Below are 24,341 nucleotides of genomic sequence, written 5' to 3'. Positions count from 1 at the left end.
TTCTAACTCCCCGTCATCCCGGACTTGATTCGGGATCCATTCACGCAACCTTTGCGCATTTTGCGCAGAGGTAGAGCCAATGGATCCTGAACTACGTCGGGATGACGGAGTTGGTAATTGGCGGATGGCGATCAGAAGCGAACCTTGATCCCGGTCCCGATAGCAGGAGGGGAATAAATTCCGACCTTGCCTCCCTTCATCACCCTTCCAATGCAGCATTTCCTCTGTTCTACCTGATCGGATGGACCAGCCATCCTCCGCCTCGCCATACGTAACCCGCTGGTCGTGCGGCCGTCGCGCCGCTCTGCCCCCAACCCATGCGTCATTTGACGTAGAGGGACGCATCCAGCGCCTCGTCATAACCGGCATCGACGCCTGCCTGCCGGGCGCATGTGAAAGGGTGTTGCGCTGATGCGCCGACTGGTTGCCATGCTGCGCGGGATCGCCGCCCGCGATCCGTTCATCGTCTTTCTGGCCGTGGCGGGGGCGATCTTCCTGCTCTACTGGGCGGTCACCGCCCGGCGCGACACGATAGAGGTGCCGCGATCGGTGCAGCAAATCCTGTCCGACGATTATGCGATGATGGCGGGCAAGGCACCCGACGCGGCCGCCAAAGCCAAACTTATTCACGATTATATCGCCGACGAACTGCTGTTCCGTGAAGCGGTGGATCGTGGGATGCACATGACCGACAAGACCACCAAGCAGCGGCTGATCGACCGCGTCCGCTTCCTGATCGCCGGTGCGCCGCCTGAGCCGAGCGAAGATCAACTGATCGGCTATTATGCCACCCATCGCGACCTCTATCGCGCCGAACCGCGCCTGTCGCTTACCCATGTGTTTTTTGAAAAAGCGCCTGCCAATGCCCCGGCGTTGCTCGCACGGCTGCAATTCGGCGGGACGGTGAACGGCGATGATTTCTGGATGGGGCATGACCTGCCCGATTATGGTGTGTCGATGCTGCGCGGCATGTTCGGCGCGCCCTTCCTTGACGCGGTGAACAAGGCGCAGACAGGCACATGGATCGGCCCGCTCCGATCGACCCGTGGCTGGCATTTTGCGCGGGTGCGGGACCGGGGGGGCGTGGCGATGCTCCCCTATCCGGCAGTGCGCGATCAGGTGAAGCAGGATTATCTGGCGGCGGAAACCGGCACGCGGGTGGACAAGGAAGTCGCCCGGCTGGAGGATCGCTATCATATCCGGGTGGAGCCATAATATGCTGGTTCGCGCGTTCTGGCTGGCCATTGCGCTGCTGGGCCTGGCCGCCCCGGCACAGGCGGATATATTCCGGGTCGGCGACTATAGCATCCAGCCGGGCATCGACCCCGGCAGCTTTGACCTCAGCGCCTCCATCCCCTCCGTGCTGGCCAGCAATGCACCGCTCGGTCTGCCCGACGGGTGCCGGGAAACGGCGCGCGAACGGCTCAATGAGGCGACCGTCACCCGCTATGCCATCACCATCGCCTGCGACCGCGCCATTGCCCCCGATGACGTCATTGTCACCCCTTGGGCAGTCGATGGCGGCACGTTCCTCTCCACCGCGACCGGCACCCGCGTCCAGCAGGCGCTCCAGCCCGACGGCGACAGCCTGTCGCTGCCAATCGGCGCGGTCGCGGCGCGCGAACGGGCGCTGCCAGAGATTGCGGTCGATTATACATGGGAGGGGATCGTCCACATTCTGGGTGGCTGGGACCATCTCGCCTTCGTGCTGTGCCTCTGCCTGTTGGCGCGCGGGCGCTTCCTGCTTTTGCTCGTCACCACCTTCACCATTGGCCATTCGCTTAGTCTGGCGCTGGCCTTTTTCGATGTCGTCACGGTGCCGGTGCCGCCGGTCGAGGCGGTGATCGCGCTCTCCATCGCCTTCATGGCGCGCGAGGCGATCCGCACCCGCGACGATGCGCTTCCCGATCCCGGTAAACAACGCCGCCAACTGGCGGTGGTGGCGAGTTTCGGCCTGCTTCACGGCCTTGGCTTTGCGACCGTTTTGCGCGAACTGGGCGTAGCGCCGCAGGAGCGGCTGCCGGGGCTTCTCTTCTTCAATGGCGGGGTGGAACTGGGGCAGCTATTCTTCGTCGGCTGCGTGCTGGGCGTCATGAAGCTTGCCGCAATTTTCGACCGGCAGCAGATGGTGCGGCAGGCGGCGCTCTATGGCGCGGGGATTGTCGGCTGTTTCTGGATGATCGAACGGGTGGTGGGCTTCACCTTGGGGGCGGCATGAGCCTGGAGGCGCGGGCGCGCGCGGCACTGGCGCGGGGCGATCTGGCGCAGGCGGCGCAGGCGGCGCAGCAACTGGCGATGACGCATCCCGACCAGCCCGCCGGCTTCTTCCTGCTGGGGCTGGCGGCAGCGGAAGCGGGGCAGGTGGCCAAGGCGCTGCCGATGCTGGAGCAGGCGGTAGCACGCGGGCCGGTGGCGGAACATCTGGCGCAATATGCAAGGCTGCTGACCCTGCTGCGCCGCGATGGCGAGGCGGGGCAGGCAGCGCGGCAGGCGCTGGCGCTGGGCGGGGCGGATGCGCTGACGTCCGATACGATCGGCTGCGTGCTGGCGCGGCTGGGCGACCATGAAGCGTCGGTGCCGCCGTTCGAGGCCGCCGTGGCCGGCGAACCGGACAATCTCGATTATCGTTACAATCTCGCCGCTGCCTGCGGCTTTACCGGGCGTGTGGAGGCAGCGCGGGACCAGTATGAGGCGATCCTGTCCGCCGATCCCGGCCATGCCCGCGCCCATTATGCGCTCGCCATCCTGTCGCGCCAGACGAAAGCAGCCAACCATGTCCCCCGGCTGGAGGCGGCGCTGAACGCCGCGACCCGCCCAGACGATGCTCTGCGCATTCGCTATGCGCTGGCCAAAGAGGCGGAGGATCTGGGCGATGCGCCCGCCGCCTTTGCCCATCTGAGCCAGGCCAATGCCGCGCATAAACGCGCCATCGGCTATGATTTTGCGCAGGACGCCGCGATTTTCGACGCCATCGAGCGGCTGTTTGGCGATGGGCCGCCGCGCGGGTGGGGTGCGGGGCTGGCGGAGGACGCGCCGCTCTTCATCGTCGGGATGCCGCGCACCGGCACGACATTGGTGGACCGGATATTGTCATCCCATCCAGACGTCGGGTCAGCGGGCGAATTGCAGGCGATGCCGCTGGCCGTCAAGCAACTGGCTGGCACAAGGTCGCGACTGGTGATCGACCCGGAAACGATCGCGGCCAGCGCTGCGGCCGATCCGGCAGCGATCGCCCAAGCCTATATGGCCCGCGCCAGCCATCATCGCCCGCCGGGCAAGCCCCACTTCATCGACAAGCTGCCCGCCAATTTCCTCTATATCGGCCACATATTGCACGCCCTGCCACAGGCGCGGATCGTCTGCCTGCGCCGCCACCCGATGGACACGCTGTGGAGCAATTATAAAAATCTCTTCGCCAGCCAGTCGGCCTATTATGCCTATAGCTACGATCCTATGGACATCGCCCGCTATTATGTGCGCTTCGATCGGTTGATGGCGCTATGGGAACGGCTGTTTCCCGGCCGGGTGCTAGAGCTTTCCTATGAAGCGCTGGTCGCGGATCAGGAAGGGCAGACACGCCAGCTATTGACCCATTGCGGGCTTGCATGGGACGCGGCCTGCCTGTCCTTCCACGAAAATCAGGCCGCCGTCGCCACCCCCAGCGCCGCGCAGGTCCGCAGGCCGATCAACGCCGATGCCGTGGCGCGCTGGAAAGCGCATGTCGTCGCGCTGGCCCCGGTGCGCGATTGGCTGGGAAGCCAAGGGATAGAGATAGAATAGGGGCGACCTGCCGATGCAAGGCCGCCCCTACGGATCAGAACCGGACCCGGCTTTCGATACCGAGCACGCGGGGTTGCGCGACAGATTGCGCATAGCCGCGATAGATCACCCCGTCATTGACCAGACCGTAGCGGGTCAGGTCGTTGCCGATCCCGGTGATGGCATATTTGTCGAAGATGTTGTTCGCGAACAGGCCGATTTCATAAACGTCGGTCTTGTACGTGATGTTCGCCCGGCTCATTGTGTAGGAGGGAATACGCTCGCCGCCGCCGCGCAGACCCGGACGGCTGTAGATGCCGCCCGAATAGGTGGTCGTCCAGCCCAGAACCAGCGCATTGTCGCCCATCGGCATTTCATAGGTCACACCGATCGCGCCACTATTCTTGGTTGAACCAGGCAGGCGACCGCCGGCGAACACATCGACTAATGCGCCGCCTTGGATAGACAGCAATTGTGTCACGCTTTCGGTCAGCTTGGCGTCCAGATAGCTGTAATTGCCGCGGATGCTCAGCCCCTCGATCGGTCGGGCATCGAAGGAGAAATCGATCCCCTTGGATTCCGCCGCGCCGCCGTTGGTAATGATGCCGATCGCGCCGTTGACGGTCTGGCCGTCCAATTGGATGCCGTTCCATTTGATCTTGAACGCTGAGAGGCTCATTGACAATTTGCGATCGAACAGTTGCGCCCTCACGCCAATTTCGGCGTTTTTAACCTTGTCCGGGCCATAAAACAGCTCGTTTTCAAGCGCACAGAGATTTTGGCCAGGCGGGAGCGGCAGGACGCAGGGGGCGACGCGGTTTACGCCGCCAATACGATAGCCCTTCGAGTAAGTCCCCCAGACCATCAGGTCCGGCGTAATGTTGTAGGATGTGTTGAATTTCCAGACAGTGCCATCCTGACCGGTCGTGCCAGCGCGCGAACGAAAGTTGATGGCTGGAAAAGTCTGGAACAGCGGCAGCGCCGTGCCGCCAATGACATCGGCCTTATATTTGAAATAGCGGATGCCCGCTGTCACCTGCCACTCCGGCGTGATCTTGAAGCTGCCTTCGCCAAAGACCGCCTTTTCGTCGAGCTTGGTGTTCACATAAGACGCATATTCGACTTCGTCGGGTCGGTCGATACCGGCATAGGCCGGATAGCCCGGTACGATTTCACGATAATCGGAATCGCTACTCTGCCTGTTCCAGAAGCCGCCCACTACCCAGCTGAATGGCCCGCCATGGGTGGAAACCAGGCGGACTTCCTGATTATATTGCTCGTCGGTTCCACGCGACCTGGTGTAGCCGGAGAAGGACGGGAAGAGTTCATAGTCATAATCAAGGTCGATCAGCAGATCGGTGACGTCGATCGAGCTGCGCCGCTTCTTGTTGGTATAGGCAGAGACGAACACGACCTGCGCAACGTCGGCAACATTACCCTGCATTTCGAGCGAGATCAGGTGCGATGTACGCTTGGACGGCTCCTCCGAACGCCATGGGCCTTCATATTTGCCTTCGCCCACGACATTGCCGCCCGTCGCCTGACGCCCGTTGGTCTTGGTCTGCTGAAAGGCGTAGGTGAAATAGGCCTCAAAATCCGTGCCGACATAGCCCAGCTGGTTGCGGCTGGTGAAGGTCTTTTCAAAGTTCAGATCCTTCTTGCCCGCGAAATTTGCGTTCTTGTCGGCGTCGCTGCCCATCGGATTGGACACCGGACCCGGCTGCGGCAGCGATACGCCGGGCTGTTTCAGTAGGAAGGGATAGTCTATGAAGCCGGGATCATAATAATAGCCGGTGACGGTGCGGAAGGCGATCGAGTCCGCGACAATCGGTACGTTCAGCACGCCATAGGCCACATAGCCCAGCCCCTTGCTGTGCGCGACATCATAGAGACGGCCATAGGCTTCGCCACTGAATTTGGTCGGATCGGGCCGATTGGGCATGTAGCGGATCGCACCGGCCAGCGTGCCAAGACCGTAAAGCGTGCCCTGTGGCCCCAAAAGGGTTTCCACGCGCTCCAGATCGATCAGCTTGTAATCGGTGTAGAGCGGAACATCGCCCAGATAGATGCCGATCGCGGTGTCGCTGTTACCGCCAGTCGAGCTGGTATCGCTGGCCGACAGACCGCGCATCACGATGTTTCCCGCGCCATAGGGACCGGTATCGGTGATGGTGATGCCCGGCGTGAAGGCCGCGATGTCGCGAATATCGTCGATCCGTTCGTTTGCCAGCTGCTCCGCCCCGACGGCGGCAATATTGATCGGCGTTTCCATCAGCGTGGTGCTGCGGCGGGTGCCGGTGACGACGATGACGTCGCTGTCGGCTTCGGCGGCGGCGGGCGTGTCCTGCGCCAGCGCGGGTGCGGCAAGGGCCGCACTGGTCATCATCGTGGCGGACAGCAGTCCCAGCCTCAGCGTCTTGCGATATGACATGCTATTCCCCTTTTTTGTCCAATAGCTCCCTGACATCAGCCCCTCCCGGTGTGCGTCTGGCTGCCCCTTTTGCGGGGGCCATCACGCTGTGGGCGACCGCGATGCCGCCTCGTGCTTTTCTGCAATGGTGGAAAGGCTATGGATTGCGCAGGCAGTCAGACATGGGGCATTTGACGTAGCCTGTTCGTCTGCTCCTATGGCGCGCCATCCTACGTCAAATGCCCCATGGGGAGTGGGGGGCTGGCCGCATAGCTTGTCGGGATCGGGGCAGGTGCGCCCTTTTCCTGCCCACAGCCTTTGCCTGCGCCGCGCGGGCCGGAGACGATGATGCCTTCTTTGACCGCCGTTACAGGATGGAGCATGGCCGGGATCGCGGCGATCGGGGCCGTGCTGGCAGGCGACCTGCCCAACGCGGCCACGCCTGCGCCGCAAATGCCGGCCGAAGATGATATGGGCAAGCCAAAGCCGCTGGAATTGCCCAAGGATGTCGAGGCGAAGCTGGCCGGGATCGACAAGGCCAAAGTCGATTTCCTCAAAAGCGGCGTTACCGGGCGCTATGTCGAAAAGGACGCCCTGTTCGATCGTATCCGCATTAGCAAGCCGGAGGAGATCAGCGCCTATATCGACGCCATGCAGGCCCTGCACGCGCAGGTGGAGTTCAAGGCCGGGCGCGATGTCGCGGCGATCCCGCTCGACACATCATCGCCCTGGTTCAACGCCTGGAAGGCGAAGCGCCCCGCAACGATGGACCCACGGCGTGAGGCCGGTCCGATGGAACTGACCCGCTATATCGGTGGCTATGGCGGGGGTTTTGCGACTTTCGCGGGGGCGCCGCTGGCCATGACACCGGAGGATCTGAAAGCGGGCAAGGTCGATGTCGCCATCGTCGGCGCGCCGCTCGACATGGGGTCAGGCTGGCGCAACGCGATCGACGGGCCGCGCGCGATGCGGATGACCGGCGGGGCTGGCGGCAATGACATGTATTCGATGATCAACCCCAATGCCGCGCTGAAAGTCGTCGATTATGGCGACATCGCCATCGACCAGAATTCGACCGAGCGCAGCGTGGATCATGTCCGCGCGATGGTGGCGGAGATCGCCCGCACCGGCGCGATCCCGATCGTCATCGGCGGTGACCACAGCCTGGAATATCCCAATGTCGCCGCCGCGGCCGATGTCCATGGCAAGGGTAATGTCGGGGTCATCCATTTCGACAGCCATTATGACATTGGCCGGGGCCGGGTGCATCTGCTCGACCATGGTCAGCCGGTCTATCGCGTCATCAATGAAGGCCATGTCCGGGGCAGCGACTATATCCAGGTGGGCCTGCGCGCGCGTGGACCCGATCTCGAAACCTTTGGCTGGATGCGCAACAAGGGCATGAAATATCACACGATGGTCGAGGTGGAGAAATGGGGCTGGGACAAGGTGATGGCCCGTGCGCTAAAAGAAGCGCGCACCAGCACCAAGAAATTGTGGATCAGTTTCGACGTCGATGTGCTGGACCCCGCCTTCATGCCCGGCACGGGCACCCCGGTTCCCGGCGGCCTGACCATGCGAGAGGCGCAGCCGATCATGCGCAACCTGTGCGCTGAAAATGACATTGCAGGCATCGATATCGTCGAAGTCGCGCCCTATCTCGACACCAGCTACAAGACCGCGCTCAACAGCAATTTCCTGCTGAACGCCTGTCTGGCGGGCATTGCCATGCGCAAGAAAGGGTTGAAGCCCGGCTATCTCAACCCGGTATCGGTCGATCATGGGCTGGACGCTTATTATGGGAAGAAGAACTGATGGCGCGCGCCGCTTTGCTGGTGCGTGGCGCCACTCTTGCTCTGGCCCTCGCAACCCTGTCCGTCCCCGCCATGGCGCAGGGCAGCGATCCGCTGGCCAGCCTGTCGTCGGAGAAGAAGGTATTTCTGTCCGATCCGGCGGTGCTGGCCCGCTTCGGCCTGACGGACGAGAAGTTGCAGGTGGCGCTTGCCGGGCGCTCAGCGGCCGATGTCGACGCCTATGCCAGCGCGCTGATGGCGGTGGTGGAGGATAGCAAATATAGGGCCGGGCGCGATCCGGCGGAGATCGCGCTCAACCCGCAGGCGCGCGGGTGGAACGCCAGCACGACGGTGCGCCCCAAGCTGTTCGATAAGCGCCAGCGCGACGATGGCCCGTTCAGCCTGAAACGCTATCTGTTCCAGCGCGGCGCGGTGCCGACCTTTGCCGACGCGCCGGTCGCGCTGCGCAAGGAAGATCTGGTCGCGGGCAAGGTGGAGGTCGCCTTTGTCGGCGTGCCGCTCGATTTTTCGTCGGGCTGGCGCGACTCCAAACATGCACCGATGGCGTTGCGCGGCATGGACGGGCTGGTCGGCGCGGATGCCGATGGCGGGGTCGATCCGGGCCTTGTGCTGTCGATCGCCGACTATGGCGATCTGGCGATCGACCCGATGGCGCCCGAACGCGGGCTGCCCCATGTCCGCACGATGATCGCCGAGATGGCGAGTGTGGGCGTGGTGCCTTTCATCGTCGGGGGCGATCATGCGGTGATGTTTGCCGATGTCGCGGCGATGGTTGACACCTATGGCGTTGGCAAGGTCGCACTGGTCCAGTTCGATGCCCATGCCGGAGCGGAACTGAACGGCGACCATCTGATCTCCGACACGCAGACCCTGACCCGACTGATGCAGCAAAATTTGTTGCGCGGCAGCGACGTGACGCTGGTCGGCCTGCACGGACGCGACGCTGATCCGGCGACGCAGAAGCGGCTGACCGACAGCGGCGCGCGCATCCTGCCTACCGCCGCGATACAGGAACGCGGCTGGCAGGCGGTGACCAAGGACATATTGGCGGGCCTGAAACAGGGGCCGGAGCATGTCTTTATCTCGTTCGACATGAGCGTCCTTGATCCGGGCGACGCACCTGCGTCGGGCCGTCCGGTGCCCGGCGGCATCACCATGCGGGAGGCGATTCCGATGGTGCGGCAACTCTGCGCACAGACCAGGGTGGTTGGCTTCGACCTGCTCGATGCCGCGCCGATCCTGGACCCCACCTATGTCAGCCGGATGAGCGCCAACTATATATTGCACGCCTGCCTCAGCGGCATCGCACTGCGCAAGAAGGGCGCTGCGGCCCCGGTTTCGGCCGAGCAAAAGGATGCGGAGCAGACCAGCCCGAAAAAATCTTGATACCTGTCCAGTTTTCTATGGCGGATTGTCATGGGGCCATACGTCATTTGGGCAATGGCGCGCGATGTGCGCCTGCCTAGGCTTGGGTTTCGCGCACCAGATGGTGCTTGAGGGGGAAACAGGGTGAAGCGGGTAACACTCTCGAAATTCGGGTTGCTGGCGCTGTTTTCCGCTTCGATCGTCGTCGCACAGGCCGATGGCGGGCCGGACGGCGCGACGATGAAGGAAAGCGATCCGGGCATCCCGGTCGCCGATGCACTGGTCAAGGAAAAGTGCGGCACCTGTCACACGCCCGATGCCAAGGGGAATTTGTCGCGGATCAGCTGGGTCCGCACGACGCCGGAGGGCTGGTCGCAGGCGATCAAGCGGATGGTGCGGTTGAACGGCCTGGCGATTACACCCGATGAATCGCGGGCGATCGTCAAATCCCTGTCCTCGTCCCATGGCCTGGCCCCGCAAGAGGCGCTGCCGGTCATGTATCTGGCGGAAAAGCGGACGATCGACGAAAGCAATATCCCCAACGAAACCATGCGCGGCGCGTGCGCCGCCTGTCACAGTTTCGCCCAGACCTTGTCGTGGCGTCGGTCGAAGCTGGAATGGAAGCAGTTGCAGGATCTGCATGTCGCCATGTATTCGCAGGCGGACGCGCAATATCGTCGCCCCGCCGAGGATAGCGAACAGCCAGCCGGCCGCGACCCCAAGGACAAGATGTTGCGCGGCGAATATGCGCTGACCTATATGGCCAAGACTGCGCCGCTGCACACGCCCGAATGGGCGGCATGGCGATCGCGCCAGAGCGTGCCGCGTCTGGCAGGCGAATGGCTGGTCGTGGCATCCGCGCCGGGGCAGGGGCGGTTCGTGGGCAGCTTCAGCGTCAAGCCGGGCAAATCGGCGGACGAATTTGTGACCAGCAGCACGCTGCGGTCGCTGACCAATGGCGGCACCGTGAGCCGCAGCGGCGCTGGCATCGTCTATGCAGGCTATAGCTGGCGCGGATCGTCCAAAGGCGCCGCAGCCGCTGGCAAGCCCGATGATCTGGCGAGCGCCGCGCGAGAGACGATGTGGTTCGCCCCTGACCAGCAAAGCGCCATCGGCCGCTGGTATTGGGGCGACTATCAGGAATTTGGGCTGGACGTGAAACTGATCCGCGCAACGGCTGCGCCCGCTGTGCTGGCGGTGGTGCCGGGCCCGGTCAAGGCCGGAACCAAGGGCACGCAATTCCGTATCGTGGGACATAATCTGCCCGTATCGCTCACCCCCGCAGACATTGATCTGGGCGTTGGCGTGACCGCAACCAAGATCGTATCGGCCAGCCCGCAGGAACTGGTGGTGACTGCCGATGTCGCCGCCGGGGCGGCATCTGGACAGCGCAACGTTGCCGTCGGTGGCGCGGTGCTGGAGCAGGCCTTCCCGGTCTATAGCAAGATCGACTACATCAAGGTGACACCCGAAACCGCTGTGTCGCGGCTGGGCGGGATCAAATTCCCCAAAGGCTATGCGCAGTTCGATGCGACCGGGTTCGAAAATGGCATCGACGGCAAGCAGGGCACGGCAGATGACATTGCGGTTGGGCCGGTCGACGTCACCTGGTCCACGCAGGAATATCTGGCGGTCTATTATGATGATGACGCCAAATATGTCGGCGCGCTCAGCCCGGCTGCGCTCTTTACCCCCAATAGCGAGGGGCCGAACCCGGCACGCCGCTTTGGCCGCAACAATTATGGTGATGTCTGGGTCGTCGCCACGGCCAAGGCCGAGAAGGACAAGTTCGGCAAGCCGCTGACCGCCCGTTCCTACATGGTCGTCACCGTGCCTGCCTATCAGAAATGGGATCAACCGGAGGTGTCGCAATGACCGTGATGCAGGCACCCACCTATCGCCGGGCGGAATATCACGGTTTTGACGCCGGAGGCAGCGATTTTGTCTATTTGGTGAGCGCAGGCGCGATCTTCGAGATCGACACCGATGTGCGCGCGGTTCTGGATCGGCTCGACGGGCAGGAACTGACCCATGCGGCGCTGGTCCGCGAACTGGTGGCCGAAGGGCGCGCAGCGGAAGAAGCCGACGGGCTGGTGCGCGAATTGCGGCAGGCACGCCTGATCCATCTGGGCCATGCCATGCCGGTGGCGCAGGTGCCGCAGGCACCGCCCGCCGACTTCCCATTGCAGGCGCTGGTGCTGAACGTCACCAACCAGTGCAATCTGGCCTGCACCTATTGCTACGAATTTGGCGCGGACAAGATCGCGACGCCAGCGGGCAAACCCAAATATATGACGCTCGACACGGCAATGGCGTCGGTCGATCTGCTGATTGCCGAGGCGGTCGGGCGCAAGTCGGTGCATATCACCTTCTTCGGCGGCGAAACGCTGATGAATTTCAAGCTGCTGCGCGACGTCGTGGCCTATGCCAATCATGCAACGGCCGCAGCGGGGAAGGCGATCACCTATAGCCTGACCACCAACGCGACCCTGCTGACGCCGGAGATCGTCACCTTCCTGTCGGACAACCGGGTCGGCGTGACGGTCAGCATGGATGGTCCGCCAGAAGTGCAGGACAAGCATCGCGTCTATAAAAATGGCAAGGGCAGCTATGCGGTGATCGAACCGCGCCTGCGCACGCTGATCGCGCATCACAAGACGCGGGCGATCACTGCGCGGGTGACGCTGACCGAGGGCGTGACCGATGTGGTTCGTATCTTCCGCCATCTGAAGGATGATCTGGGCTTTCACGAGGTCGGCTTCGCGCCGGTGACGACGGGCGAGGAGCGCGCCTATTCGCTGGATGGTAATGGCATGGACAGCGTGCTGGCGCAGTTTAACAGCCTAGCGGACGAGTGGCTGGAATATGCCCTGCGCGGGGAATCACACGGCTTCACCAACGTCAGCGAAACGATCAGCGAGCTGATTTCGGGCGTCAACAAATCGCATCCCTGCGGCGCAGGATTGGGTCTGATGGGGGTCAGCCCATCGGGCGACCTGTCGCCCTGTCACCGCTTCACCGACGCCGACACGCATACGATGGGGCATGTCTCCAGCGGCATCGACCGGGCCAAGCAGGGCGAGTTCCTGGCTAAAGGGCATGTCGAGGCGAAATATGATTGCCAGAGTTGCTGGGCGCGACCGCTCTGTGCGGGCGGGTGCCATCATGAGGCGTTCGTCCGCTATGGCGACACCGGCCACGCCAACCTCCATTATTGCGACTGGATACGCCAGTGGACCGACACCTGCCTGCGTATCTACGGCGTGCTGTCGGTGCGTAATCCCGGTTTCCTGGAACGCTTCGTCGAAAGAAAGGGGCTGTCATGAAGCATCTTCGTGCCATCAATAAAAAGGCGCAGCGGATCGACGAGGCCGTGACGCAGATGGAGGCTGCCGCCGCGCCGAACGCGGACATGGAGGAGGATGTCGTCGCCCTCCAGCAGGCACCGCGCCCGCATGTACCGATGGGCTGCTCGCTATCCTTCTCGCCGGGCTGGGAGGTCGATGCTAGTGGCGGCACCGCGGGCCTGTGCCAGCCGGTCGAGCGCGACATTTACGACTGCTACGTCACCTGTTTCTGGCCAGTGCAGGTGCCCGATCATGTCAACTATTCGCCCGACTGGGCCAGCAACTGCGCCACTGCGACCAAGGACTGGCGCAGTCTCGATCTCGTTTTCCCATGAGGGCCGCCATGCCGAAATATCGTCTCATGCTGGGCGCTGGCCTGGCGATGCTGAGCGCTATGCCCTTGAATGCGGCGACGCTCTTCATGGGGTCCTATCCCGACCGGCTGCTGGTGTTCGAGGAGAGCAAGGGCGCGGTCACCGGCACGATCAAGCTGGACACCGGCCTGCCGACATCGATGCAACTGTCCGACGATGGCAAGCGCATCTATGTGACCACCATCACCACCAGCGGGATCGAGGTGATCGACACCGCGACGCGCCAGGTGATCAACAAGTTCAGCCTGAACGATGGCACGACCCGCTATCGTTTCTGGGGCGGCGTGCCCGATCCGACCGGGCGCTATTTCTATACCGTCATCTCGAAATTCGAGAAGGGGATCGACCGCTATACCGTCAGCAAGCCCATGTATGGCGTCATCGACCTGAAGCTGCAAAAGGTCGTCCGCACCGCCGAGATCGACAAGGAGGATGAGCGTTCCGGCGGCTGGCGCGCGGGCTATAAAGTGTCGCCCGACGGAAAGACGCTTTACGCCTTTGGCGAGAAGGTCGCGATTATCGACGTTGCGACATTGAAGGTCACCGACCGGATAGACCTCGCCAAGCCCGAAGGCACCGGCATGGAGAATGTCGGCTTTGGCGGCACGTTGGATGCGATCCGCACGCCCGGCCAATATGTGTCACTGTTCAATGCCGCCGACGCCTATGTCCATAACAAGATGTTCGGCATGGCGCGCTTCGACCTGTCCACGCGGCAGTTTGATTTCACCCCCATCGGCCCCGCGCCCGACGCCATGGCCGGGTTGCAGGTCACGCCCGACGGCAAGCAGGCCTATACCGTCGTTACCAACGGCAAATATGGCAATAAACGCTGCGAATTCTGGCATATGGACATGGCCAGCAACGCGGTGTTGGACAAGGCGGAATTTCCCTGCCGATCACGCTTCCGTCTGGGCATGTCGACCGATGGGGCGAAACTCTACATTTATGGCGCGAGCTATGATCTGGAAGTCTATGACGCCAAGACATTGAAGCATGAGGTGACGCTGGACCTGGGCTATGACACCACCGGTGCGGGCATGGTCGCGGTGGAATGAACGAACAGCGCATGATCGTCGGCATAAGGGGCAGCGGGATTGCCGCGACGACATGCGCACATCTGTTACAGGGGGCGGGCCTTCGGGTTGCAAGCGAAGCCGCCCGTCGCGCGCCGGTGCCGACGATCATGCTCAGCGATCCGGCCCTGGCGCTGCTGCGCGACATCTTCGCACGGCCCGGCCTGTTTGCTGACAGTCCCCGGATCAAGCGCCGTGTGGTCGCCTGGGGTGGCGCGCCGGTGGTGGTGCCGCATGGCGCGGCGCTGGCGTCGGAAGATCAGGTACAGGCGGCGCTGGCGGGGGACGAGCCTGTCGCAGGGGACGATCCGGTCGACTTCACCATCCACGCCGCGCCGCCAATGTCACTGGGCGAGACACGCATCTTTGGCGATCGCCATGCCGTGGCGACCAAAGTGCGGCTGCGCGATCCCGCTTGTAGCGAAGAAGGCCGGATCGAGGCGGTGCCGAACGGCTGGCTGTTTCTGGTGCCTGCCGGAGTGGACCAAGGCTGGTTGCTGGGCGTGGGGGGATCGCTGGACGATCTTCTGGCGCAGAGCGGGCTGATTGCGACGGTGGTCGATGCCGTGGAGGCGGTATCGACGCCTTTTCTCGCTGCGCCGCGCCTGCATCTGCCTCTTTGCGGCGACGACTGGCTGGCTTGCGGCACGGCGGCGTTGGGTTTCGATCCGATCTGCGGCGACGGCACGGCGCAGTCGGTGCGGGAGGCGATACTGGCGTCCGCCGTTTTGATCGGGATAGCGGAGGGCGGTGACGCGGCGGCGCTGCTGACCCATTACCAGTCGATGCTGATCGCGGCGATGCGGCGGCATCTGCTGCTCTGCGCGCAGTTTTATGCCAGCGGCGGGACGGGCGACTGGTGGCGGGCGCAGCATGACGCGCTGATGGAGGGGCATCTTTGGTGTACCGGCCTGCTGGCCAAGATGCCGGAGCCTGCCTTTGTGCTGGACGGTGTGCGGCTGCTGCCCCGGCGACAGGCAGCGTGAGCATTGCGAACATCCATTTCATTCCGTCATTCCCGCGCAAGCGGGAACCCATGTCTCGTCATACATCTGGATTGCGGGACGCGAGATGGGTTCCCGCTTGCGCGGGGACGACGAGTAGAAGATCATTCGGGTGACTAATCTCTCGCCCCCCGTCGCCGACTGGAGCGCCTACAAGCGGCTGACGCCCTTCCTGCGGCCCTATCGCGGCGCGCTCATCATGGTGCTGGCGATCAGCCTCATCTCCACCGCGCTGGGGCTGGCCCAACCCTATCTGTCGAAGCTGATGATCGATGAGGCGCTGTTGCGGCGGGATATGGGCGCGCTGGTGCGGATTGCGGCGATCATGATCGCTGTGACAATCGCCGGGTTCGCAGTCAATATCTTGGCTAGCTATCGCTATGTTTCGCTATCGGCAGCGATGCTTTACGATATTCGGGCGGCCCTGCTGCGCCATCTCCAGACGCTCTCGCCGCGTTTCTATGGCAGCTTCCGCCTGGGCGATCTCGTGTCGCGGATGAACAGCGATGTGAGCGACGTCCAGCGGATTGCGTCGGACACCTTGCTGTCGGTGGTCAGCAATCTGCTATTCTTCGTCGGCTGCGTGGCGATGATGCTGTGGCTCGACTGGCGGTTGTTTCTGGTGAGCGTAGTGCTCGTCCCGGCCAGCCTTGCAACCTTCGCCTATTATCAGCGGCGGCTGACCGCACTGACCCGCGACATGCGGGAAAAGGGCGCAGATCTGGGCAGCCTGCTGGTTGATACGGTGATGGGGATGCGGGTCGTCGCCTCGCTCCGCGCGGGCGAGCATGAGGTCGGGCGCTTCCGGCAGAAGAATGACGCTTTTGTCGGCGCGATGCTGCGGATGCAGGTCGCCTCCTATATGACCGGGGCGCTGCCCGGCACGCTGATGACGGCGGCGACGTCTGCGGTGATTCTCTATGGCGGCTGGCGCATCATCGAGGATGGGATGAGCATCGGCACGCTGGTCGCGTTCATGACCTATCATATGCGGCTGCTCTCGCCGATCCAGACGCTGATGGGGCTGACGTCGGGGCTGGCGTCGGCGCGGGTGTCCCTGGGGCGGATTTTCGAGCTGTTCGACACGCAGGCTGAAGTGGTCGAGCGCGTTGATGCGGTGCAGCTGACGCGGGCGGGGGCGATGCGGTTTGATCGGGTGGCGATGCGCTATGATCGTGACGCGGTGTTGCGCGACATTGACCTGACGATCCCGGCGGGCAGTCTGTGCGCGATTTTGGGGCCGAGCGGCGTGGGGAAATCGACCATGGCCGACCTCATGGTCCGCTATCTCGATCCTGATGCGGGGCGGGTGCTGGTCAATGGTCGCGACCTGCGCGACTACCGCCTTGACGATGTGCGGCGGGAGATCATCCTGGTCGACCAGTCGCCCTATCTGTTCAACGATACGATCGCGGCCAATATCGGCTTTGCCTCGCCCGGCGTGCGGCAGGCCCAGATCGAGGCAGCGGCCCATGCGGCGGGACTGGACGACTTTATCGCACGGCTGCCGCTGGGTTATGAGACGCGGGCAGGGGAGCGCGGCATGGCGCTGTCGGCGGGGGAGCGACAGCGGATCGTGCTGGCGCGGGCGCTGCTGCGGTCGCCCAGCATATTGATATTGGACGAGCCGACCTCCGCGCTGGATAGCGAGACCGAGCAACTGATCGCCGGGCGACTGCGTGGCGCGCTGCCGGATGCGACGATCATCATCATCACCCACAAGCCCGCCATGGCGCAGATGGCCGACATGACCGTGACGCTGGCCGATGGACGCGCGCAAGTGGCGCAGCGCGGCGAAATGGCTCATGCCTGATCCAGTGCGCATCGCCATCATCGACAGCGGGGTACATCCCGACCATCCGCATATCGATGCCGCGCGCTTGCTGCCGGGCTGTGCCGTGGCGCGCGATGGCGGCGTAAGCGAAGGCGATACGCTGGACAGTTTGGGCCATGGCACGGCGGTGACTGCCGCGATCATGGAGCAGGCACCCGATGCGCTATGCCTGCCGATCCGGGTCTTTCACGAAGCCCTGCGTGCCAGCGCGCGCGCCTTGGTCAGCGCGATCGACCGGGCAGTGGAGGCGCGGGTCGATATGATCAACCTCAGCCTTGGTACAATCAATCCGGCGCATGGCGCGGCCCTTGCGGCAGCGGTGGCACGGGCCGAGATTGCGGGGGTGCTGATCGTCGCGGCGCGCGATGTGGATGGGCAGCTTTGCTATCCGGGCAGTCTGGACGGGGTGTGGGGCGTCAGTCTCGACTGGGACTGTCCCCGTGAAACCTATGTTGAGCGGGGCGGGATCATCCATGCCTCTGGCCATCCCCGCCCAATCCCCGGTGTCGAACAGCGGCGCAATCTTTACGGGGTCAGCTTCGCTGTCGCCAATGTCAGCGGGATCATCGCGCGGGAGCGTCAGGCAATGCCGAACCCCGCGACCCGCTCGACCATCCAGAAGCAGCCGATCGCGCCGACCGCATAGAGCGCAGCGACCCGCACCGGTGTGGCCAGCGAGATAGCGCGCAGGCCCGCCAGTGCCGCGATGATTGCGCCGACGAACAGCAATTGCCCGGCTTCGACGCCAATGTTGAAGAAGATCAGCGCAGGTAGCTTCTCGCCCGCCTTCACGCCCAGTTCGCCCAGTGCGGTGGCAAAGCCAAGGCCATGGAGCAGGCCCAACAGCGAGACGACAGTCAGTTGTCGGCGGAAGGCGAACCCCTGTTCCCCCTTCCCGACCAGCAGCGCCTCGCGGGCCATGAAGGCGATCGACAGGGCGATAGCGGCCTCGACCGGGGGGACGGGAACGCGAACCAGTTCAAAAAAGGCGACAGCGAGTGAGACAGAGTGACCGGCGGTGAAAGCATTGACAAGCCACAATAATTCCCGGCCCCGCGCCAGCAGGGCGAGGCAGAGGACGAAGGCGAGATGGTCCCAGCCCAGCCAGATGTGCCAGACCCCCTGCGCCAGGAATTCCGGCGCGATCTGGGTCAGGGGGCGCTGCGTTGCAGCGGCTTCACCAACGGGTATTGCAATACCGTTCCTATCCCCGGTCAGGCTGCGATCGACTTGACTACCCATGACATTGGTGACGAAACGTCCGCCATCGGCGCGCCACGGCGTCTGGATCATGTCACCTGCGGCAAAGGGGCGTTCGCAGGCAAATTCAAAGGCATATTGCGCCCGCCCGCCGCTCGACTGGCGCGTCATGGCGGTCTGGCTACACCCATCCGGCCAGACGACCGGCGCAGGCTGGCCGACCGTTTCCGGCACGGCGGCGGTAAATTCATATGTGTTCGCGTCCTCACCCCGCGTCAGGGCGAAATCGGCGGACAGGAAGATGTCGGCCATCGCAGCGCCCGGCAGCAGCGCGGCGAACAAGAGCAGGAGCGCGGCCAGACTATTCTTCCACATCATATTTCTCCTTGAGGCCCGACAGCGCCTTGTCGATGGCGGCATTGCTGTGGGCGATCATATAATCCTGCCGCACCTGATCGCGGATGGCGGGGAAGGGGATCATGGCGCTGGCGATGCTCTCGCTCTTGCGCACGAAATGCCAGCCGCGCGGAGATCGGACCGGGCCGAACCAGCGGCCTTCCGGCGCGGCTTTCAGCGTGGCGACGAAAGGCTGGCCGAAAATGCCGCGCACCATCGAATCGCCATAGCGCGGGAAGGCCCGGCCCAGCCAGAAATCGTCGCCCGCTATGGTTTCGCCAGCATTGAGCTGCGCCAGTAACAATGCGGCGTCGGCAGGCTTCTGCGCCAAGTAGACCTGGGTAAAACTTGTGCGCGGCTCAGCGCGATATTGCGCCAGATTGTCGGCATAATGATTGACCAGTTGCTCCTCGCTTGGTTCGGGCGGCGCGCCCGCGATCAGGTAGCGAACCTTGTCCACCAGCCGCTTGCGGGTTTCCCCGTCGGTCAGGTGCATGTTGCGGTCGATCGCCTCGCGAAACAGCAGTTCCTCGGCCAGATAATCGCGCTTGATCCGCGCCTTGTCAGCGGCAGTGGCGGGGCGACCGACCAGCGTTTCATATTCCCCGACCATCGCCTGTTCGACCTGCGGGGTGAAAACGACCGGCGGTTTTTGGGCGCGTTCGATGATGGAATAGCCGCCGAACAGCGCTACTCCGGCAGCCATGAAAGCCACCAGCGGATCGCGGATGGCCTTGCGCGCCATGGCAAGGATATGGGGTGCCGAAGCTGAAGATTTCGCCACCATCGCGTCCGTCGCCATCTGTCCCGCCCCGTCTGCCATGGCGCAATATTAGGATGAGCCTGCGCGCGGGTGCCTACGTCAAATGACGCATACGGGGGATAGGCGGCTTTCCATAGCCTTTAGCGGTCCAGATTGCTGCAGCGCCACAACCGGCCTGCCAGGGGGAGACCTACACATCATGATCCGATCCAGGCTGCTCATGCTTGCCACCTCTGCCTGCGCGCTGGCGCTGGCTTCCTGTTCCGGCGGGGACAAGGCGAGCGCGCCTGCGGGCGACAGCGTGGCGGTGGGCGTGCTGCAATCGCTGACCGGCACGATGGCGATCAGCGAGATCACCGTGAAGAATGCGGAAATGCTGGCGATCGAGGAGATTAACGCGACTGGCGGTGTGCTGGGCAAGCAGATCAACGCGCTGGTCGAGGATGGCGCGTCCGATCCGTCGACCTTCGCGCAAAAAGCCTCCAAGCTGATCGAGAGCGACAAGGTTGCCACCGTGTTTGGCGGCTGGACGTCGGCCAGCCGCAAGGCGATGCTGCCGGTGTTCGAGCGGACCAAGAACCTGCTCTGGTATCCGGTGCAGTTTGAGGGCAATGAATGTTCGCCCAACATCATGTATTCAGGTGCGCAGCCCAATCAGCAGGCGCTGCCAGCGCTCGAATGGGCGGTGAAACAGGGCTATAAGAGCTTCTTTCTGGTCGGGTCCGACTATGTCTATCCCCGCACCGCCAACCTGATCCTGAAAAAGCATATCGAGAAGGGCGGGATGCAGGTGCTGGGCGAAGCCTATGTGCCATTGGGCGGCACCGACTTTTCCGGCGTCATCGCCAAGATCGCACAGGCCAAACCCGCGATCATCATCAACACGCTGAACGGCGACTCTAATGTCGCCTTCTTCAAGCAGATGCAGGCCGCCGGGATCAGCCCCAAGACGATGCCGGTCATGTCCTTTTCCATCGGCGAACAGGAAGCGCAGGCAATGGGCGCGGGTCTGGTCGAGGGCAGCTATGCCGCCTGGAATTATTTTCAAAGCCTGACCGGCGACGCCAACGCCAAGTTCATCGCCGCCTACAAGGCCAAGTTCGGCAAGGACGCGGCGATCACCGACCCGATGGTCCATGGCTATCTGGACGTCTATGCGTGGAAGGCGGCGGTGGAGAAGGCCAAGAGCTTTGATCCCGACGCGGTGCGCAAGGCGGCGGCTTCGCTCGGCGGCTTTGTCACGCCGATGGGGACGGTCAGCTTTGCGGCCAACCAAAGCCTGGTGCAGAAAGCCTATATCGGCAAATTGAAGGCCGACGGCCAGTTCGAGATCATCGCCGACAGCGGCAAGGACATCGCCCCCGAACCCTATGACGCGCTGGCCTTCCCCGGCAAGTCTTGCAAGCTGTAAAATGCCGATCAAACCCGTCATCCCCGCGAAGGCGGGGATACATCTCCGGCCCCAGCGACCGGCGCGAAGTCGGGAGATGGATTGCCTTCGGCGCACTCTCGTGTCCCGCCTTCGCGGGAATGACGGAAAAAACGGGGTGAAACGATCCTTCCGGGCGGTGGTATAATGGACGCCCTTTTCCTCAACCAACTGTTCAACGGCGCCTCGCTCGCCTCGCTCTATCTGTTGGCCGCGCTTGGCCTTGCCCTCTCCTTCGGGCTGATGCGCGTCATCAACATGGCGCATGGCGAAATGTTGATGCTGGGCGGCTACCTCGCCTGGATGACATTGCTGGTGGTGCCGGGCGCGCTGGGGATTTTGCTCGCCATCCCGGTCGCGTTCTTGGGCGCAGCGGCGATGGGCGGGTTCATCCAGTCGACCCTCATCCGCCACCTGTCCGCGCGCCCGCTCGACACGCTGCTGGCGACGTGGGGCGTCAGCCTCATCCTCCAACAGGGCGCACGCGACCTGTTTGGCGCGATCGGGGTGGAGGTGCGCGCGCCCGAATGGCTGACGGGCAACTTCGTGGCGTTCGGCGTCACTTTGCCGTCGGCGCGGCTGTTCATCATCGCGATTGCCGCGCTGGTGCTGGGTGGGCTGGCATTGCTGCTGCTCAAGACGCGGATCGGCCTACTGGTGCGGGCCGTCAATCAGGACCGGATGATGGCGTCGGCCAGCGGCATCGACGTCAAGCGCGTCGATTTCACCATCTTCTGCCTTGGCTCCGGGGTCGCGGGGCTGGCTGGCGTCATGCTCGCGCTGCTGGGTCCGGTAACGCCCAATGTCGGGCAAAGCTATATCATCCCCGCCTTCCTGGTCGTTGTGATGGGCGGGCTTGGCAGCATCGTCGGCACGACCGCATCGGCGATCATATTGGGGCTGTTCGCCGCACTGGCGCAGATCTTCGTCGATGTCAGCGTGGCGCAGATGCTGCTGCTGGTGTTCGTCATCCTCTTCATCCAGGTGCGCCCGCAAGGCGTCGTCGCCGTAAAGACCCGCCAGCTCGATGCCTGATCTCTCCCGCCTTTCGCCGCTCAAACCGGTATTGCCGTGGCTGTTGCTGGCGCTGGGCATCGCTGCGCCCTTTGCGCTGTCCAGCTATGATCTCAACCTGCTCGCCCGCTTCATGGCGATGGGCATCCTTGCCCTCGGGCTAGTCCTCATTTGGGGCCATGGCGGTATTTTAAGCCTGGGGCAGGGCGTGTTTTTTGGCCTCGGTGGCTATGCCATCGCGCTGCACATGAAGCTGGCCGATCTGCCAGCGGGCGAATTGCCCGACTTCATGGTGTGGAGCGGGCGCGAGAGCCTGCCCTTCTGGTGGACACCCTTTGCCAGTCCGGCCTTCACGCTGGCGGCGATCATCCTTGTGCCGACACTGGCAGGCGCTCTGTTCGCCTGGGCGGTGTTCCACCGGCGGGTGGGAGGCACCTATTTCGCGCTCATCACGCAGGCATTGAGCCTTGCCTTTGCGACGCTGATCATCTCGCGCCAAGACGTGACCGGCGGCTTTAACGGCCTCACCGATTTCTACTCGATCTTTGGCGTGGGGCTGACGAGCCCTGGCACCGGGTCGATGCTCTACTGGATCACGCTGGCCATATTGTGCGGGGCGTTCGTTGCGCTGCGCTGGCTGCTGGCGTCGCGCTTTGGCATATTGCTGCGGGCTGCACGCGATGGCGAAAATCGCGTACGGTTCCTGGGCTATAACCCGACGCCCTTCAAGGTTGCGGCCTTCGCCATCGCGGCGATGCTGGCCGGGATTGGCGGTGCGCTCTTCACGCTGCACGCAGGCGTGGTCTCACCCGCGTTGATCGGCGTCGTCCCCTCGATCGAAATGGTCGTGTGGGTAGCGATCGGCGGGCGCTACAGTCTGGCAGGCGCAATCGTCGGCGCCTTGCTGGTCAATCTGGCGCGCGATGCGGTGTCGAGCGCTTTCCCCGAATTGTGGCTCTATCTGATGGGCGCGCTGTTCATCTTCGTCGTCACGCTGCTGCCGCGCGGGCTGGCTGGCATCGCCAAAGGCAAGGCAGCGTGAGCGGGTCGGCCATATCCGACCTGATCCTGAGCGTCGATGGCGTCACCATCGACTATAGCGGGTTCAAGGCGCTGGACGGATTTTCGATGAGGCTGAACCGGGGCGAAACCCGCGTGGTCATCGGCCCGAACGGGGCAGGAAAATCGACCTTGTGCGACACGATCATCGGCCGGGTGCGGCCCAGCACGGGCCGGGTGATCTTCAAGGGCGAGGAAATCCACCGTTTGCCCGAACAGGCGATCGTCGCGCGCGGCATATGCCGCAAGTTTCAGGCACCCGGCGTGCTGCCGACCTTGAGCGTGCGCGACAATCTGGCGCTCGCCGCCCGCCGCGACCGGCGCTGGTGGAAGAGCCTTGGCACCGGCATCCCGGCGGACGAGCGCGCAGCGGTGGACGAGGCGCTGGAGAGCGTCGGCCTGACCCATCGCGCCACGGTGGAGGCAGGGACGCTGGCCCATGGCGAGAAGCAATGGCTGGAAATCGCGATGGTGATGGCGACGGGCGCGGAACTGCTTCTGCTGGACGAGCCGACCGCGGGCATGGGGCCGGCGGAAACCAGCCGCACGGCGGAGCTGATATTGGGGCTGGGCCACAGCCGCACCGTGCTGGTGATCGACCATGATATGAGCTTTGTCGAGCAATTGGCCGCGCCGGTCACGGTGATGCATCAGGGCAAATTCCTGAAGCAGGGCAGCGTCGCCGAAGTGCGCGCCGACCCGGAAGTCGCCGCCGTCTATCTGGGCCACACCGCATGAGCGCGCTGCTGGAAATGGACGGCCTGTCGAGCGCCTATGGCCAGAGCCAGGTCTTGTGGGACGTGGAACTGACGCTGGCGCGCGGGCAGGTGATGGCGCTGATCGGCCGCAATGGCGTGGGGAAGACGACGCTGCTGCACACGATCATGGGGACGCGGCCGGTGACGGGCGGGACGATCCGCTTCGACGGGCAGGACATCACCGCGCTGCCTGCGCACAAACGGTCGCGTGCGGGGATCGGCTTCGTGCCGCAGGGGCGGCATGTGTTTCCGCAACTGACGGTGATGGAAAATCTGGAAACGGGTCTGTCGGCGCTGACCGGGCGGGGCGGGGGGGCAGCCAAAGTGCCGCCGCATATTTTCGACCTGTTCCCCAAACTCTACGACATTCGCGCCCGCGCGGCGGGGTTTCTGTCGGGTGGCGAGCAGCAGCAACTGGCGATCGGTCGCGCGCTGGCGGGCGAACCCAGCCTGCTGCTGCTGGACGAGCCGACCGAGGGCATCCAGCCCAATGTCGTGCAGCAGATCGAGGCGGCTTTGGTCCATGTCCGCGACCAGCTGGGCATGACGGTGCTGGTGGTCGAACAATATCTCGATTTCGTCTGGCGCTTTGCCGATCGCTATTGCGCGATGCAGAATGGGCGGATCATCCGGCAGGGCGCGATTGCCGAGGAAAGCGCGAAAGATGTCGCGCATCTGGTGCAGATTTAGGGCGAGATGAGGTTAGAGCAAAACTCCCAACCTTCGCTCGAAACGAACG

The 24,341-nt window shown here is 63.6% G+C and carries 20 protein-coding genes; 17 read left to right on the top strand and 3 right to left on the bottom strand.

Features of this window, described 5'->3' with window-relative positions:
• Positions 1–411: 411 nt before the first annotated feature.
• From D0Z70_RS16835 to D0Z70_RS16825, 3 genes are read left to right on the top strand one after another with little or no spacing between them, the layout of a single operon-like run.
• Positions 412–1,215 (top strand): peptidylprolyl isomerase, encoded by an 804-nt coding sequence (locus D0Z70_RS16835; RefSeq protein ID WP_119748467.1) that lies wholly within the window; start codon positions 412–414, stop codon positions 1,213–1,215.
• A 1-nt stretch (position 1,216) separates the two neighbouring features.
• Positions 1,217–2,218, top strand: coding sequence for a HupE/UreJ family protein (locus D0Z70_RS16830; protein WP_119748465.1), 1,002 nt, complete (start codon positions 1,217–1,219; stop codon positions 2,216–2,218).
• Positions 2,215–3,780 carry a tetratricopeptide repeat-containing sulfotransferase family protein gene (locus D0Z70_RS16825; RefSeq protein WP_119748463.1) on the top strand — a complete coding sequence of 522 codons (1,566 nt, stop codon included), beginning with the start codon at positions 2,215–2,217 and terminating at the stop codon, positions 3,778–3,780. Before D0Z70_RS16830 ends, D0Z70_RS16825 begins: the two co-directional genes overlap by 4 nt.
• A 34-nt stretch (positions 3,781–3,814) precedes the next feature.
• Here the strand turns inward: D0Z70_RS16825 and D0Z70_RS16820 are convergent, their stop codons facing one another.
• Positions 3,815–6,190: a TonB-dependent receptor gene (locus D0Z70_RS16820; RefSeq protein WP_119748461.1), complete on the bottom strand. Its 2,376-nt coding sequence runs from the start codon at positions 6,188–6,190 to the stop codon at positions 3,815–3,817.
• Between the two features lie 324 nt (positions 6,191–6,514).
• On the opposite strand from D0Z70_RS16820, the gene D0Z70_RS16815 reads away from it, so the two are divergent.
• The 9 genes from D0Z70_RS16815 (at position 6,515) to qhpE (ending at position 17,629) form a co-directional block, all read left to right on the top strand.
• Positions 6,515–7,984, top strand: coding sequence for an agmatinase family protein (locus D0Z70_RS16815; RefSeq protein ID WP_239018981.1), 1,470 nt, complete (start codon positions 6,515–6,517; stop codon positions 7,982–7,984).
• Entirely contained in the window at positions 7,984–9,369 is a 1,386-nt protein-coding gene (locus tag D0Z70_RS16810; protein WP_119748457.1) for an agmatinase family protein, read from the top strand. The genes D0Z70_RS16815 and D0Z70_RS16810 overlap by 1 nt, the downstream gene beginning before the upstream one ends.
• A gap of 123 nt (positions 9,370–9,492) precedes the next feature.
• Complete coding sequence (gene peaA / locus D0Z70_RS16805; RefSeq protein WP_119748455.1) at positions 9,493–11,223, top strand: quinohemoprotein amine dehydrogenase subunit alpha; 1,731 nt, start codon at positions 9,493–9,495, stop codon at positions 11,221–11,223.
• Entirely contained in the window at positions 11,220–12,674 is a 1,455-nt protein-coding gene (peaB, locus tag D0Z70_RS16800) for a quinohemoprotein amine dehydrogenase maturation protein (protein WP_119748453.1), read from the top strand. The genes peaA and peaB overlap by 4 nt, the downstream gene beginning before the upstream one ends.
• Complete coding sequence (gene qhpC / locus D0Z70_RS16795; protein ID WP_119748451.1) at positions 12,671–13,030, top strand: quinohemoprotein amine dehydrogenase subunit gamma; 360 nt, start codon at positions 12,671–12,673, stop codon at positions 13,028–13,030. Before peaB ends, qhpC begins: the two co-directional genes overlap by 4 nt.
• An 8-nt stretch (positions 13,031–13,038) precedes the next feature.
• Positions 13,039–14,127, top strand: a complete 1,089-nt coding sequence (locus D0Z70_RS16790) for a YncE family protein (protein ID WP_119748449.1) — start codon at positions 13,039–13,041, stop codon at positions 14,125–14,127.
• Complete coding sequence (locus tag D0Z70_RS16785; RefSeq protein ID WP_119748447.1) at positions 14,124–15,131, top strand: hypothetical protein; 1,008 nt, start codon at positions 14,124–14,126, stop codon at positions 15,129–15,131. Before D0Z70_RS16790 ends, D0Z70_RS16785 begins: the two co-directional genes overlap by 4 nt.
• 217 nt (positions 15,132–15,348) lie before the next feature.
• The gene (locus tag D0Z70_RS16780; protein WP_420820389.1) at positions 15,349–16,962 is read left to right on the top strand and encodes an ABC transporter ATP-binding protein; all 1,614 of its coding nucleotides are present in this window, start codon (positions 15,349–15,351) and stop codon (positions 16,960–16,962) included.
• Entirely contained in the window at positions 16,916–17,629 is a 714-nt protein-coding gene (qhpE, locus tag D0Z70_RS16775; RefSeq protein ID WP_239018980.1) for a subtilisin-like serine protease QhpE, read from the top strand. Before D0Z70_RS16780 ends, qhpE begins: the two co-directional genes overlap by 47 nt.
• Here the strand turns inward: qhpE and D0Z70_RS16770 are convergent.
• Positions 17,563–18,561 (bottom strand): HupE/UreJ family protein, encoded by a 999-nt coding sequence (locus D0Z70_RS16770; protein ID WP_239018979.1) that lies wholly within the window; start codon positions 18,559–18,561, stop codon positions 17,563–17,565. The genes qhpE and D0Z70_RS16770 overlap by 67 nt on opposite strands.
• On the bottom strand, positions 18,545–19,402 hold the full coding sequence (locus D0Z70_RS16765) for a peptidyl-prolyl cis-trans isomerase (protein ID WP_119748440.1): 858 nt from the start codon (positions 19,400–19,402) through the stop codon (positions 18,545–18,547). The genes D0Z70_RS16770 and D0Z70_RS16765 overlap by 17 nt, the downstream gene beginning before the upstream one ends.
• A gap of 139 nt (positions 19,403–19,541) precedes the next feature.
• On the opposite strand from D0Z70_RS16765, the gene urtA reads away from it, so the two are divergent.
• From urtA to urtE, 5 genes are all read left to right on the top strand, one after another.
• Complete coding sequence (gene urtA, locus D0Z70_RS16760) at positions 19,542–20,753, top strand: urea ABC transporter substrate-binding protein (RefSeq protein WP_119748438.1); 1,212 nt, start codon at positions 19,542–19,544, stop codon at positions 20,751–20,753.
• 165 nt (positions 20,754–20,918) lie between these two features.
• On the top strand, positions 20,919–21,806 hold the full coding sequence (gene urtB, locus D0Z70_RS16755; RefSeq protein ID WP_119748436.1) for an urea ABC transporter permease subunit UrtB: 888 nt from the start codon (positions 20,919–20,921) through the stop codon (positions 21,804–21,806).
• Complete coding sequence (urtC, locus tag D0Z70_RS16750; RefSeq protein WP_182914005.1) at positions 21,799–22,827, top strand: urea ABC transporter permease subunit UrtC; 1,029 nt, start codon at positions 21,799–21,801, stop codon at positions 22,825–22,827. The genes urtB and urtC overlap by 8 nt, the downstream gene beginning before the upstream one ends.
• Positions 22,824–23,582 (top strand): urea ABC transporter ATP-binding protein UrtD, encoded by a 759-nt coding sequence (gene urtD / locus D0Z70_RS16745; protein WP_119748434.1) that lies wholly within the window; start codon positions 22,824–22,826, stop codon positions 23,580–23,582. Before urtC ends, urtD begins: the two co-directional genes overlap by 4 nt.
• Positions 23,579–24,292: an urea ABC transporter ATP-binding subunit UrtE gene (gene urtE / locus D0Z70_RS16740; RefSeq protein ID WP_119748432.1), complete on the top strand. Its 714-nt coding sequence runs from the start codon at positions 23,579–23,581 to the stop codon at positions 24,290–24,292. Before urtD ends, urtE begins: the two co-directional genes overlap by 4 nt.
• Positions 24,293–24,341 lie beyond the last annotated feature (49 nt).

The organism is Sphingobium terrigena (genome assembly GCF_003591655.1).
GTDB lineage: Bacteria > Pseudomonadota > Alphaproteobacteria > Sphingomonadales > Sphingomonadaceae > Sphingobium > Sphingobium terrigena.
This window is presented reverse-complemented; position numbering and strand designations above follow the sequence as displayed.